At 29.2% G+C, this 14,613-nt stretch carries 15 protein-coding genes; 9 read left to right on the forward strand and 6 right to left on the reverse strand.

Annotated features, from left to right (window positions below; all coding sequences use genetic code 11):
- The first annotated feature begins 46 nt into the window (after positions 1–46).
- The 7 genes from BW723_RS05215 (at position 47) to BW723_RS05245 (ending at position 5,918) form a co-directional block, all read left to right on the forward strand.
- Positions 47–670: a LysE family transporter gene (locus BW723_RS05215; protein WP_068361295.1), complete on the forward strand. Its 624-nt coding sequence runs from the start codon at positions 47–49 to the stop codon at positions 668–670.
- Between the two features lie 109 nt (positions 671–779).
- A complete protein-coding gene (locus tag BW723_RS05220) occupies positions 780–1,622 on the forward strand; it encodes an alpha/beta hydrolase family protein (RefSeq protein ID WP_068361292.1) in 843 nt (280 codons plus the stop codon).
- 105 nt (positions 1,623–1,727) lie between these two features.
- Positions 1,728–2,810: a DNA polymerase IV gene (gene dinB, locus BW723_RS05225; protein ID WP_068361287.1), complete on the forward strand. Its 1,083-nt coding sequence runs from the start codon at positions 1,728–1,730 to the stop codon at positions 2,808–2,810.
- A gap of 52 nt (positions 2,811–2,862) precedes the next feature.
- On the forward strand, positions 2,863–3,309 hold the full coding sequence (locus tag BW723_RS05230) for a GNAT family N-acetyltransferase (RefSeq protein ID WP_068363473.1): 447 nt from the start codon (positions 2,863–2,865) through the stop codon (positions 3,307–3,309).
- A gap of 66 nt (positions 3,310–3,375) precedes the next feature.
- The gene (locus BW723_RS05235; protein ID WP_068361283.1) at positions 3,376–4,485 is read left to right on the forward strand and encodes an NAD(P)/FAD-dependent oxidoreductase; all 1,110 of its coding nucleotides are present in this window, start codon (positions 3,376–3,378) and stop codon (positions 4,483–4,485) included.
- A gap of 71 nt (positions 4,486–4,556) precedes the next feature.
- Positions 4,557–5,006: a 3-oxoacyl-ACP synthase gene (locus BW723_RS05240; RefSeq protein ID WP_175335416.1), complete on the forward strand. Its 450-nt coding sequence runs from the start codon at positions 4,557–4,559 to the stop codon at positions 5,004–5,006.
- Positions 5,007–5,042: 36 nt separating this feature from the next.
- Positions 5,043–5,918 (forward strand): AraC family transcriptional regulator, encoded by an 876-nt coding sequence (locus tag BW723_RS05245; RefSeq protein WP_068361278.1) that lies wholly within the window; start codon positions 5,043–5,045, stop codon positions 5,916–5,918.
- Positions 5,919–6,081: 163 nt separating this feature from the next.
- Here the strand turns inward: BW723_RS05245 and BW723_RS05250 are convergent, their stop codons facing one another.
- The 4 genes from BW723_RS05250 to BW723_RS05265 all read right to left on the reverse strand — a co-directional run bounded on the left by BW723_RS05250 (position 6,082) and on the right by BW723_RS05265 (position 9,205).
- Positions 6,082–7,023 carry an ABC transporter ATP-binding protein gene (locus BW723_RS05250; RefSeq protein ID WP_068361275.1) on the reverse strand — a complete coding sequence of 314 codons (942 nt, stop codon included), beginning with the start codon at positions 7,021–7,023 and terminating at the stop codon, positions 6,082–6,084.
- A 6-nt stretch (positions 7,024–7,029) separates the two neighbouring features.
- Positions 7,030–7,512 (reverse strand): ABC transporter ATPase, encoded by a 483-nt coding sequence (locus tag BW723_RS05255; protein WP_068361273.1) that lies wholly within the window; start codon positions 7,510–7,512, stop codon positions 7,030–7,032.
- An 89-nt stretch (positions 7,513–7,601) separates the two neighbouring features.
- The gene (locus BW723_RS05260; RefSeq protein ID WP_068361271.1) at positions 7,602–8,213 is read right to left on the reverse strand and encodes a thioredoxin family protein; all 612 of its coding nucleotides are present in this window, start codon (positions 8,211–8,213) and stop codon (positions 7,602–7,604) included.
- Between the two features lie 47 nt (positions 8,214–8,260).
- Complete coding sequence (locus BW723_RS05265; RefSeq protein WP_068361270.1) at positions 8,261–9,205, reverse strand: NAD-dependent epimerase/dehydratase family protein; 945 nt, start codon at positions 9,203–9,205, stop codon at positions 8,261–8,263.
- Between the two features lie 182 nt (positions 9,206–9,387).
- Between BW723_RS05265 and BW723_RS05270 the strand changes: the two genes are divergently transcribed.
- Positions 9,388–10,053: a hypothetical protein gene (locus BW723_RS05270; RefSeq protein WP_157578330.1), complete on the forward strand. Its 666-nt coding sequence runs from the start codon at positions 9,388–9,390 to the stop codon at positions 10,051–10,053.
- Positions 10,050–10,568, forward strand: coding sequence for a nuclear transport factor 2 family protein (locus tag BW723_RS05275; protein WP_083139758.1), 519 nt, complete (start codon positions 10,050–10,052; stop codon positions 10,566–10,568). The genes BW723_RS05270 and BW723_RS05275 overlap by 4 nt, the downstream gene beginning before the upstream one ends.
- On the opposite strand, the gene BW723_RS05280 is transcribed toward BW723_RS05275, so the two are convergent.
- Complete coding sequence (locus tag BW723_RS05280; RefSeq protein ID WP_068361265.1) at positions 10,565–11,035, reverse strand: regulatory protein RecX; 471 nt, start codon at positions 11,033–11,035, stop codon at positions 10,565–10,567. The two genes, BW723_RS05275 and BW723_RS05280, sit on opposite strands and share 4 nt — an antisense overlap.
- A gap of 84 nt (positions 11,036–11,119) precedes the next feature.
- Entirely contained in the window at positions 11,120–14,605 is a 3,486-nt protein-coding gene (locus tag BW723_RS05285; protein ID WP_068361262.1) for an efflux RND transporter permease subunit, read from the reverse strand.
- Between the last annotated feature and the right edge of the window lie 8 nt (positions 14,606–14,613).

The following is a 14,613-nucleotide window of genomic DNA, read 5'->3' on the forward strand; positions in this document are numbered from 1 at the left end:
ATTTATTGATGCGTTTCTTTGTTTCTTTGCCTTATAATAACAAAATATGAACTTTCTTATCTGCTTACTTTTAGGTTTTGTAATTGCTTCTTTAGGTAGTATTACACCTAGTTTTTTAAATTTAACGGTTGTAAAATATAGCCTAAGAAATGGCAAAAAATCTACTTTTTACTTAATAGCAGGGTATGCAACTGTATTGTTTTTTCAAGCAAATTTGGGTGCTTATTTGGCAAACATTTTAATGAAAAACTCAGAATACATTACCTTAATTCAACAAATTGGTACAGGTATTTTGTTTCTTTTATCTATTAATTTTTTTAGAGTACACTTTTCATCCAAAGAAAAAAAGAAAGAAAAAGAAATACCAAAATCTAAGTCTTATTTCTACGGAATTCTAATGTCGTTATTAAATATGATGGCAATTCCTTTTTACTTCACTTTTATATCGCTTTTAATTGGTTTTGAGTACTTTGAGCACAATTTATTAAATGCGTTTTATTTTTCAATTGGCTCTACAATTGGTTCGTTTACGCTGTATACACTTTATGCAATTGTTGCCAAAAACATAGAACATAAACTAACATTTATTGCTTCTAAAATGGATTTTATCTTAGGATGTTTAACAGGTGTTGTTGTCATAGGTAACCTAATTTACTTACTAAACAAATAAGTTTTTTACATAACAACTTAATTATTAGTTTGCTCATCTAATTTATAGATGATGAATGTTTGTTTTTTGTATCTTAACTTTAATTAATTTTGTCATATAATTTCTTCGGATGAAAATACTTAAAAATATAATAGTTGAGGGTACGCATCAAAAACCAATAGTTACAGATGTTTTTTATAAACCTACTAATCAGCCTAAAAAAGTGGTTATTTTTTGCCACGGATACAAAGGTTTTAAAGATTGGGGGCCTTGGAATTTACTAGCAGAAAAGTTCGCTAATGCAGGTTTTTTCTTTATAAAATTTAATTTTTCTCATAATGGAGGAACTGCAGAACAACCTATAGATTTTCCTGATTTAGAAGCATTTGGTAATAACAATTATACTAAAGAATTAGATGATTTAAAATCGGTTATAGATTGGATTTCTAACGCTATTAACTTTAGAGATGAAGCCAATATTAATGATATTTCAATTGTTGGTCATAGTAGAGGAGGAGGAATCGTTTTACTAAAAGCAAACGAAGATGCAAGAGTAAAAAAGGTAATTACATTAGCTTCAGTTTGCGATTTTGGTAAAAGAAGTTCTACTATTGGCGATTTAGAAAACTGGCAGAAAAACGGAGTAAAGTATGTTGTAAATGGTAGAACACACCAAAAAATGCCACATTTTATTCAGTTTTACAACGATTATAAATTAAATGAAAATAGATTAAATATTCCGAATGCAGTTAAAAATCTTAAGATTCCGCAATTAATTATCCACGGAAATAAAGACGATGCAGTTTTTATATCCGAAGGAGAAAATCTAAAAAAATGGAATCCAGCAGCACAATTTTCGGTTATAGAAAATGCAAATCACGTGTTTAATGCTTCTCATCCTTGGGAAAAAGAAACTTTATCAAAAGAGTTAGAAGAAGTTGTTCATCTTTGTGTAGATTTTATCAAAAAATAAAATTCAATGCTGTGATTTCTACCTAAGCAGAAATCTCATTTTAAAATGATAAAATTGAATTCGAGTAATTTGTGAAATTTGTGTCTAACTTTGTAAATTAGACCTATGGAATTACAACCTCCTTTTAGAAAAATTATTCACGTAGATATGGATGCATATTATGCATCTGTAGCGCAATTAGATAATCCTGAATTAAGAGGAAAAGCCATTGCAGTTGGTGGAGGAGGAGATAGAGGCGTTGTTTCTGCAGCAAGTTACGAGGCACGAAAATTTGGTGTAAAATCTGCAATGAGCAATGTTTTAGCCAAACAAAAATGCCCTCATTTAATTTTTGTAAAATCAGATTTTGCTCGTTATAAAGAATTATCTGCACAGATTAGAGAAATATTTTATAGCTACACAGATTTGGTAGAACCTTTGTCTTTAGATGAGGCTTATTTAGATGTTACCGAAAACAAAAAAGGAAATCCGTCTGCAAATGATATTGCCAGAGAAATTAGACAAAGAATTTTTGATGAAACTGGTTTACGAGCATCAGCAGGTATTTCTATCAATAAATTTATTGCAAAAGTTGCTTCGGATATTAACAAACCCAATGGACAAAAAACGGTTCATCCAGATGAGGTTATTCAGTTTTTAGCAGAATTGCCTGTTAATAAATTTTATGGCGTAGGTAAAGTTACTGCAGCAAAAATGTACAATTTGGGCATTTTTGTAGGTAATGATTTAAAACAGAAATCATTAGAAGAGCTTACAAATCTCTTTGGTAAATCTGGCAAACACTATTACAATATTGTAAGAGGTGTTCATAATAGTGCTGTAAAACCTAATAGAATCAGAAAATCTGTAGGTGCAGAACGTACTTTTTTTGAGAACATTTCATCAGAAATTTTTATGTTAGAAAAATTAGAAAATATTGCTGATGAGATTGAGAAACGAATGCTAAAATCAGAAACCAAAGGCAAAACCATTACTTTAAAAATTAAATACTCAGATTTTACACAGCAAACAAGAAGTAAAACTGTAGATCATTTTATGAGTAAAAAGAAAGAGTTTTTTCCTATTGTAAAAGAGTTGTTATATCAAGAAAAACTAAAAAATTCTGTACGTTTATTGGGTATTTCTTTTGGCAATTTAAACACGATTATTAAAGAACCTGTTTGGGTTCAATTAAAATTTGAATTTTAAGACACATTTTCTTGCAAGGTTTTCAAAACCTTGTCGGTTTAACTTTAAAAAGATGAAAATAATAAGAACAAATTCAGAAAATCAAGACTTTATAAATCTAGTAAAAAAGCTAGATGCTTATCTTAAAATTACTGATGGAGATGAGCACGATTTTTACAATCAATTTAATAATATTGATGTGCTAAAACATGTGGTTTTGGTTTATTTAGATGGTATTCCTGTGGGTTGTGGAGCCATAAAAAAGATGGATGAATCTGCTGCAGAAGTAAAACGAATGTTTGTTTCTTCGGATAAAAGAGGCAAAGGAATTGCTCAAAAAATACTTACTGAATTAGAAGTTTGGGCAAAAGAATTGAATTATAAAAAATGTGTTTTAGAAACCGGAAAAAGACAAGTTGAAGCCGTAAGTTTTTATCATAAATGTAAGTATAAAGTGATACCAAATTACGGACAATATGCAGTAATGGAAAACAGTATTTGTTTTGAAAAAGAGCTTTAAATTATAAACCTTCTAGACCTCACAGGTTTTAGAAACCTGTGAGGTCTAGAAGATAAAAAAACAATAATGAATTACAGTTATTGGGAATTGAAAGAGTGGTTTACAAACATCAATTTTACCATTGTTGGTAGTGGAATTGTAGGCTTAACTTGTGCTTTAGAACTCAGAAAAAAACATCCAAAAGCTAAGATTTTAGTATTAGAAAAAGGAATGTTACCTCAAGGAGCAAGTACTAAAAACGCGGGTTTTGCTTGTTTTGGCAGCTTATCAGAAATTATAGACGATTTAAATACACACACAGAAGAAGAAGTTTTTAATTTAGTGGATAAACGTTGGAAAGGTTTACAATTATTGCGTAATAATTTAGGTGATGCAACTATTGATTTTCAGCAAAATAAAGGTTTTGAACTGTTTAAAAATCAAACTTTATTTGAAACCTACTTATCAAAAAAAGATGAAATAAATAAGCTGTTAAAACCCATCTTTAAAGAGGATGTTTTTTCTGTTTCTGATAATATCTTCGGATTTCAAAAAGTACATCAAAAGTATATTGTTAATCATTTTGAAGGTCAGATTGATACTGGTAAAATGGCAAGTCAGTTGCTTTTAAAAGCACAAAAAAACGGAGTTAAAATCCTCAATAATATCACTCTAGAAAGTTTTGAAGAAAACAGTACTCAAGTAGCTTTAAAGACAGATAAAATCAACTTTAAAACCAACCAACTTTTTATTTGTACCAATGGTTTTGCAAGTCAATTATTAAACGAAAAAGTGAAACCTGCAAGAGCACAAGTTTTAATCACAAAACCAATTAAAAATTTACAGATTAAAGGTACTTTTCATTTAGATAAGGGTTATTATTATTTTAGAAATATAAATGATAGAATTTTATTTGGTGGAGGTAGAAATCTCGATTTTAAAACGGAAGAAACTACAGAATTTGGCCAGACAAAAATCATTCAAAACGAACTTGAAACGATTTTAAAAGAAACGATTTTACCAAATACAGCATTTGAAATAGATTATAGATGGAGTGGAATTATGGGTGTTGGAAATCAAAAAAAAGCAATTGTTAAACAATTAAGTAATAATGTATTTTGTGGAGTGCGTTTAGGAGGAATGGGAATAGCTATTGGAAATTTAATTGGGAAAGAATTGGCTTGTATTATAGATTAGTACTAATTTTTCTAAAATACACTTATAGATTAATGGTGTAAATTGTTTTTCTTTGAGTAAGAATTATACAAATGAATTTAAAACAAGAACTCTTTAAACAATGTGCTGGTTTTGTAAATAAACGTTTGCAAACTGTAGAAGAAATTATATTATCTAACCAAAAAGCATTGCATTCAGAAACTAAAAGTTCGGCTGGCGATAAGCACGAAACTGGAAGAGCAATGTTGCAATTAGAAATGGAAAAAGCGAGTCAGCAATTGGCTGGAATTTCTATAATGAACCAAATTTTAGCTAAAATTGATACTTCAAAATCATCAGAAATAGCACATTTAGGTAGTGTAATTATTACGGATAAAGCTAATTATTTTTTAAGCATTTCAGCTGGTAAATTAACAGCTTTTGGTAAAGACTATTTTGCAGTTTCTGTATCATCTCCTATAGGAAAAATCTTGTTAGGTAAAAAAGTCAATGATCAATTTTTGTTTAATAACGCTAAGAATAAAGTTATTTTGATAAAATAATTTGTAAATTTAGTGGCTATAAATTCCCCCAAAAAAATGCCAACAACTTCTTTATTAGTTAATTATGGTTTAAATTTTTCGATTTCTAACTTTAAAATAGTTAGACTTGAAGATTTGTTAGACTCAGAAATGGTAAATTCCATTACTCAAAACCATAAAGTAAATTCTTATATTTTAATTTTCATTACCGATAATAATGGTAAACACTCAGTAGACTATACCGATTATGAATATACAAAAGGTACAATTTTAGCAATTAGAAAAAATAATATTCACCATTTTTATAACAATAATAAGGTTAAAGGTTATTTTCTTATTTTTAAAGATGAGTTTTTAAATAGCTATTTAAATCAAATAGAGGTTTCTAAAACAATTCAAATGTTTAATGAACTTTTGGTATCGCCAAAAACACAATCCATAGAAGATGAGTTTGAGGAGGTTATTTTTCTATTAAAACAAATAGAAAAAGAGTTTACAGAAAGGTCAGACGAATATTCGTTAAAAATAATTAGAAGTTTGCTACATATCTTAATTACATTAATTCATAGAATAAAATCTAGAGGATATAATAAGGTACAGTTAAGTAATTATTTAAAAGAGTTTATTAAATTTCAAGGCCTATTAGAAACCCATTATAGCAAAAGTAAAAAAGTGAATTATTATGCTAATTTACTCGGTTTTTCAACTAAAAAGCTAAATACAATAGTACAATATATTGCAGACAAACCGGTAAAACCTTTTATAGATGATTTGGTTATTGTAAAAGCGAAAAGCTTTCTTTTACATACAAATTTATCAGTAAAAGAAGTAGCATTTAAACTTGGCTTTAAAGACCCAACGAACTTATACAAGTATTTTAGAAAACATACTAAATATACTCCAGAAGCATTTAGAAAGAAATATAAAGTGTAATTTTTCCCATTTTTACAGTTTAAAATCAAATAGTTACATTTTTTAAAAACAAAATTCTATTAAATTTGTGAAGCTGGTTTAATATAAAATTTTGCCTCCAACTTTCTTTCTTGAAATTAATTAGGGGTTATTTTAAGAAAGTATATAAGTGTTATCACCTAGATTATTTAGAATTTAGGTGATTTTTTATTGAAATATGAATAAGTTCTCCTTTTTTTAAAGAAGATGAATGTTTCAAAAATACAGTCTGATTATTAAAACTTACTTCAATTAACCAATAGTTACCTTTAAAATAAGAATTAACAATTTTTGCTGATAAATTAGAATTATCTGTAATTTTTATTTGATGAGGATATAATAATCTAACTTCGTTATTAATGATTATTTCATTTACATCATCAAACAAAGCAGCCACATATTTTTCTTTTGGGTTGTGGTAAATTTCTTTAGGATTATCATTAACTAAAATCTTATGATTTCTGATAACCAGTAATTTATCAGCAAAAGAAAGTGCATCATTTTTATCATGCGTAGCAACAATACAAGCAATATTGTTTTGCTTTAAATAGCCAAATAAATTTCTTCTAAGTGTATTTTTTTTAAAGTTATCTATTTGTCCAAAAGGTTCATCTAATAACAATAATTCTGGCTCTTTGGCTAAAGCTCTAGCAATAGCTACCCTTTGTTTTTGTCCTCCACTTAAATTTTTAACTTTAGTGTTTGCAAAAGCATTCATTTCAATAACATTTAATAACTCTTGTGTTCGTTTTTCACTTTCTTCTGGATAAAAACGAGATAAGAACTTTTTAATGTTTTCAGATACAGAAATGTAAGGCATTAAATCGAAATCTTGAGCTACATATTTAAATTTATCGAAACCAGGAACCAAATGATTTTTTGGACCTAAAACTTGTTCGTCATTCCAAAAAATATTACCTTTTTGTAGATCTAATAAACCATAAATTGTTTTTAATAAGGTCGATTTTCCACAACCACTTTCGCCCATAACACATAAATGTTCGCCTTTTTTTAAAGTGAAGTTGAAGTTTTCTAAAATGGTTTTGTTTTTAGAATATCCAAAAGAAATGTGATTAACTTTAAGCATAAAAATTTATAAAAAACGATTGTACCAACTATCTTCAATTGGTATTTCCCAGAAGTTTTTAAAATCGTGATTATTGGCAATTAAATTATCAAAAATGATAGTTTTACCAGTAAGAGCTTTGTTTTTAAGTAGTTTTTTAAAGTCTTTTAGTTCTTTATATTGTACAAATTCGCCTTGTTTAAAACAAACATTCATTTTATCTAGAAGCTCAATTTTATAAGTTTCTTGCAACTCTAAAATAAAGGCAACAGAAGCATCTATATCTGCATTTGTTAAGGGAGATTTTTCATCATCTGCAATTAAAACAATAAATCTATTGTGTAAAAATTGATATGAAGCTGTAAAGTTTTCATCATCTTTTTTCCAACTTTCTACAAACAATTTTACTTTATTTTCTACAGCTTCAATCTCTGTCTTGTAAAATTTTCTGCTAGATGGGTATACCCAAACTTTAGCATCATCAGAAATTGATTTATAATCTACAAACATAATCAGTTATTAATTGTGCAAATATACGCAAAGAAAAACCGCAAATCTGATTTTCAAATTTGCGGTTTTAAATGATTATTTATAGAAGTTTAAACTTCTTTTAAAGTAGATTTTTGAATCATTTTTACAAAATCTTCTTGCGTACTTTTTCCTTTGTCCTTGTTATACCAAACTTGTAAATCTTGTTTAAATTGTGCGTCTATTGCTCCGTTTTTAACTTTATAATCTGCTACCATTTTTGTAGCTAAAGTTGGTCTTGGCCCCCAAGTATCAATTACATTATTTTCATTATCTAAAGCAATTAATTTAGGAATAGATCTACCACCATTTGTTAAAAACAAATCCATTAGTTCTAAATTATCATCACGTAAAACTATTTTTAAGTCGATGTTTTTATTTAACTCAGCCATTTTGTGAATAACTGGTATATTCTGTGCAGCATCACCACACCAACCTTCTGCAATTAGCAACCAAGTTTGTGGTTCTCTTAATTCATTAATTTCGTTAGAGGTTTCTTCGTTAATTTTAATGGTTTTGTCTAAACGTTTCATTCTTCTATCATTTAACAAACTATAATTTGTTAAATCTTCAGATTGATTTGGTCCTGTAGCTTTACCATCAGAAAGTAAAGTACTCACTAAATCTCTATATTCTTGATAAGTGTAAGTATTTTCTAAACTTTGTTTTATAATTTCTTTCATAATTTTAATGCTAAATTCAAGAGGTTAGACGTAAATTTAGCACAAACTTACAGTTTCTGTATCTCTTTAATAATGACTTTTGTCATTGTTTCTAAATCGAAATTATGTTGCCAATTCCAGTCTTTTCTAGCCTCAGAATCATCTATAGAAGCAGGCCAACTATCTGCAATTTTCTGTCTGTAATCTGGGTTGTAGCTAATTTTAAAATCTGGAATGTATTTTTTAATTTCTGATGCAATTTCTTTAGGCGAAAAACTCATAGCTGCTAAATTATAACCATTTCTAATTTTAATAACTTCTGGTTTTGCCATCATTAATTGAATGGTTGCATTTACAGCATCATCCATATACATCATAGGTAAACTTGTATTTTCAGATAAAAAGCACTCGTATTTTTTATCTTTTATGGCCTTAAAAAAAATATCTACAGCATAATCAGTTGTACCTCCACCAGGTTTAGTTTTCCAAGAAATAATACCAGGATAGCGTAAACTTCTAATATCTACTCCGTATTTTTTATGATAATAATTACACCAAAACTCGCCAGAAACTTTGCTAATACCGTAAACTGTAGACGGTTCCATAACTGTTTTTTGAGGTGTATTTTCTTTTGGTGTAGTTGGTCCAAAAACAGCAATAGAACTTGGCCAATAAATTTGTTGAATATGTTTTTCTTTTGCCAAATCTAAAACTGCTAGTAAAGAGTTCATATTTAAATTCCAGGCTTTTTGAGGATGCTGTTCTGCAGTTGCAGACAACATTGCTGCCAATAAATAAACTTGCGTAACCTTATATTTTTGTATCACTTTAAGAATGGCTTCTTTGTTGGTGGCATCAATAATTTCGAAGGGACCAGATGTCATTATTTCTTCATTAGCAACTCTAATATCAGAAGCAATTACTTGATTGTTACCATAAACAAGACGTAACTTTTGGGTAAGTTCTGTGCCTATTTGTCCACTTGCTCCTAAAACTAAAATTATGTTTTCCATTCTTTAAAATTGTAGTATTAATAACAACAAAGGTAATTAATTTTATTATTCGTAATTATGTAACGTGAAAACATTTTTTTGTTGATGAATTCTAAATAATTATTTCTGTAAAATTAAGTTTTTACTAAGAGAGTAGCCTTTAAAAAATGTTTATTTTTACAAAAATCAATTTTTTGAATATTTTGAAATACTTCTACTTACTTTTAGTTTCTATTTTAATTCTTTCTTGCGATCCGAAACAAGAAAAAGAAAACCGAGAAGATAGGCCAAAACCACTTTTGAGTATCGTACACGAATATTCATCAGTAAAAAAAGTGAAACCAAATTTTAAACAAGATATTGAAGGTTGGAAAGAGCTTAGAACAATAGAAAATTTTTTAGGAAGGTTTAAAAAAGGTTCTTCGTACGAAATTTTAAGTAACGCAGAAGAACTTAAGAGTTTGGCTAAAAATTTAAAAGACAGTATAAAACCAACACTTTTTAATAAAAAACCTTCTTTTGATGCTAGAGTAAATATTTTTTATAATGAAACCTTAAGATTGGCAGATATGACTTCTATACCTGCAATTAAAGCAGAAGAAGTTAATAAGCAAACAGAAAAAACCCTCGATGCTTTTTCTGCTATAAATGCCAAAATAAACACCATTTTGTCTAAAAAACGCTTTGAAGAGGCTATAGATGTTGATGTAACTTTTATTGGCTTAGATTCTACAAAAATGGATAGCGTTTCTAGAAGGTCTGTTGATGAAAATATTAGAAATAGATTTGAAGAAAATGGTTTAAAAAATGATGTGAAAAAGAAAAGTCTACCTAAACTTGATAAAAATTTAAAAAAGAAAAGACAATGAGAAATTTTATAGCATTAACCCTTTTTACTTTTCTGATGGTTTCTTGTAAATCGACACAAAAAATAATTTCCGAGTCTGATAAAATATTAATAAAAACAGAGATTAATCAAGTTTTAAATGATTGGCATCTGGCAGCAACAGAAGCTAATTATGATAATTATTTTGGAAAAATGGACAGTATTTCTGTTTTTATAGGTACAGATGCTTCAGAAAACTGGACAAAAAAGCAATTTGCAGATTTTAGTAAACCTTATTTTGATAAAGGCAAAGCTTGGGATTTTAAAACTCTAGAAAGAAACGTTTATGTAAATAAACAAGGAAATTTTGTTTGGTTTGATGAATTGTTAAATACTTGGATGGGAACTTGTAGAGGTTCTGGTGTTTTAGAGAAAAAAGGAAATACCTGGGTAATTAAACATTATGTGCTTTCTGTAGCCATACCAAATGATGATGTACAAGCAGTAATTGCTGCAAAGAAAAAGAATGATGCCGTCTTTTTAAAGAAGTTTAATTAAGCAATTACTTCATTTACTACTTTATAAATCAGTTCTGATTCAAAACCTTTTCGCATTAAAAAATCAATGAGTTTTTTCTTTCTTTTATATGGATTAGGTTCTTTATTAACCTCGTTTCTATTTTCAGTAATTCTGTAAATAGTATTTAAGTATTCTTGTTCGTCAATTTCTTTTAGGGCAGTTTTTATGTTGTAAGCAGAGATATCTCTAAATTTTAATTCTCTTATAATTCGTTGTTTTCCCCAGTTTTTTATTCTGAATTTACCTCTTGCAAAGCTTTTTGCAAAACGCTCTTCGTTTAAAAAATTCTCTTGCATTAAAGATAATAAAATCATTTCTCGAGCTTCTGGAATTAAACTGAATTCCCTCATTTTTTGCTCAACTTCTTTATGACAACGATCTTGATAAACGCAATACTGCTCTAATTTTCTTTTTATTTCATCAACAGTAAAAACCTTTTTTATCATAAAACAAACTTACAAAAAAGGGTCGAAATCATTAAAATTTCAACCCTTTAGAACTACTAACTAAAAAATATTGTTTCTTCTTTTTTAAGAAGCGATTGCTTTAGGTGCCATTTTTCTTTTTAACCACATTTTAAATTGTGTAACTAAGAAGAATAAAATAGGTACTACTATTAAAGTTAAAAACGTAGCAATGAACAAACCATATATTACTGTCCAAGCTAAAGGACCCCAGAACACAACGTTATCACCTCCAAAATAAATATGAGGATTGTATTCTGTAAATAAAGTATAGAAGTTAATATTTAACCCAATTGCTAAAGGAATTAAACCTAAAATTGTTGTAATTGCAGTTAATAAAACAGGTCTTAAACGTGCTCTACCAGCTCTTACAATGCTTTCGAATAAATCTGTTTTTTCTAAATATTCACCATCGCCTAAGCCTAACTCAGCTTTCTTTCTATCAATTAATAATTGAGCATAATCTAATAATACAACACCGTTATTTACCACAATACCAGCAAGAGATATAATACCCATCATTGTCATCATAATAACAAAAGAACTACCAGAAAGTACGATACCACCAAATACACCAATAAAACTTAAGAAAATAGCAATCATTATAATTCCTGGTTTAGAAACCGAGTTAAATTGGAAAATTAAGATGAAGAAAATTAATGCCAAACCTGTAAAGAATGCACCAACCAAAAATGCCATTTGTTTGTTTTGTTCTTCAATTTGACCAGTATAATCTATTTTTACACCTTTTGGTAAACCTTTAAAGTTTTTCATTTCTGCTTGTATCTTACCAACTACAGCAGCAGCATCTGTTTCTCCAGGAGCTAAAGCAGAATATACAGTAACTACTCTTTTAATGTCTTTGTGTTTAATGGCACTAAAACTTGAGTTATTACTTTGTGTGGCAACAGTAGAAACCGGAATTTCTTTTATTTGCCCAGAAGCCATATCTCTAAAAATAATATTCTGATTAAAAAGTGCACTTGTATTATATCTGTTTTCTTTATTAAAACGAACATAAATATCGTAATCCTCGCCATTTTCTTTATAAACACCAGCTTTACTACCAAAGATTGATGATCTTAATTGTTGCCCAACTTGCCCAGTAGAAACGCCTAATTCACCTGCTTTTTTTCTATCAACTAAAACCTCCATACCTGGTTTGTCTTTGTTAACATCAATCTTTAATTCATCTATACCAGCAATGCTTTTTGTGTTGATAAAATCACGCATTCTTTGCGCAGTAAGAATTAATTCAGCATAATCATCACCTTCAATTTCTATATTAATTGGCGATCCAACAGGAGGTCCGTTTACATCTTTTTCAACAGAAATTAAAACCCCAGGATAAATACCAACCAAGCCTTTTTGTACCTTTTGGCGCATTAATTCACTGTCTAAGCCTCTTCTGTATTTATACTCTCTCATAGAAGCAGTAATTTTACCTTTATGAGGCATTTCTGCAGCAGAACCACCATCAGTTTGTGGGTTTCCTGCACCTTCACCAACTTGAGAAACTAAACTTTCTACCATAAAGTTATGGTCTCCATCCATATATTCATCACTATATAAAACGTCTTCTACTTTCTTTTCGATAAGCTTAGTGATTTCATTTGTTTTTTGAATATCTGTACCTTCTGGGTATTCTATATAAACAATAATTTGGTTGGGTTTGTTGTCTGGAAAAAATTCAACTTTAGTTCTTTGTGTGCTTAAAGACCAACCAAAAGCTATAAAGGAAGCAATTAGTAATCCAAAAGTTAATGCCACTAAAATGTAAGGTTTTTTACCAGATAAAGAGTTTCTTAATCTTGTTTCGTACCAACCTTCTAAAATTGGTAAAATTTTGTTTTGAAAGCTGTTAGACCATCCTCTTAAAACCAATCTGTAGACCCAAAGCATAATTGCTGTAAAAATCATTAAAGCACCAAGAGCGCTATATGCACCACCTGTTAAAAGTGTTATAAATCCGAAAGCAGTCATTACACCTGTTAAAATGGCTATTTTTTGAATTGGCATATCTACATCTTCTACACTCATGAATTGAGAAACCAAAACCGAGTTAAAGAAAATAGCTACTAATAAAGACGAGCCTAAAACAGTTGATAAAGTAATTGGTAATAATACCATAAAATCTCCCATAATTCCTGGCCAAAGACCTAAAGGAATAAAAGCTGCAACTGTGGTTGCTGTAGAAATGATAATAGGAAAAGCAATTTCGCTAATCCCTTTTTTGGCAGCTTCAACCCTGCTCATTCCCTCTTCATCCATTAAACGATATACGTTTTCTACAACTACAATTCCATTATCTACCAGCATTCCCAGTCCCATAATCAATCCGAAGAGAATCATGGTATTCATCGTATAACCAAGTAAATTTAGAATCATTAAAGACATAAACATAGACATTGGTATTGCAAAACCAACAAATACTGCGTTTTTAAAGCCTAAGAAAAACATTAAAACAGTTACTACTAAAACAACCCCAAAAATAATATTGTTTACTAAATCGTCTACTTGACCAATGGTTTTAGAAGATTGATCGTTAGTAATGGTAACTTTTAAATCTTTTGGAAAATAGTTTTCTAAGGCATCATTAACAATTACTTGTATTTGCTCTGATGCTGCTACCATATTTTCTCCAGCTCGTTTTTTAACATCTAGCATGACAACAGGCTCACCTCTTTCTCTGGCAAATGTTGTTTTATCTTTGTCTTTAAAAGAAATAGTAGCTACATCTTTTAGGTAAATAGGATTGTTAAATTCAGATTTTACTACAAAATTTTCTAAAGCTTCTGGTTCATCTATTTCACCAATAATTCTAACAGTTCTTCTTTGTTCGCTAGTAATAAAATTACCTGCAGACATAGTAACATTTCCATTACTAATTGCAGAAGTTATATCGTTAAAACTAACTTTTGCAGCCATCATTTTGTAGATATCTACAGCAACTTCTACCTCTTTTTCTTGCGCTCCACGAATGTCTGCTTGTTTAATTTCTGATAAATCTTCTATTTCATCTTGTAAATATTCTGCAAACTCCTTTAATTTATAAATAGGATAATCACCAGAGATATTAATGTTAGAAATTGGCATTTCTTCAGACATGCTTAAATCGAACACATTAGGTTCTATTTTTGCACCATTAAACGTAGGCCAGTCTTCGCTTGAAGTTTCTGTAGATATTTCGTCTTTAACCTTTTGTTTGGCAAGTTCTACAGAGATGTTTTCATCAAACTCAACAATAACAATAGAGTAATCTTCTTGCGATGTTGAGGTAACTTCTACAACATTGCTCACCGTTTTTACTTGATCTTCTATAGGATCTGTAATCAGTTTTTCTATATCTTCTGCTGTGTTACCTGGGTAAGCAGTACTTATGTATATTTTAGTTTCTTTTACCTCTGGAAAATTTTCTCTTGCCATGGTTAAATACGCAGAAATACCATAGAAAAATAATACAGCCATTATTACATAAATGGTTGTTTTATTATGAATTGCCCAAGACGATAATTTAAACTCTTTATCTACTTGTTTTTTTTGTTCTGTCATCATTAATT

Source organism: Polaribacter reichenbachii (genome assembly GCF_001975665.1).
GTDB lineage: Bacteria > Bacteroidota > Bacteroidia > Flavobacteriales > Flavobacteriaceae > Polaribacter > Polaribacter reichenbachii.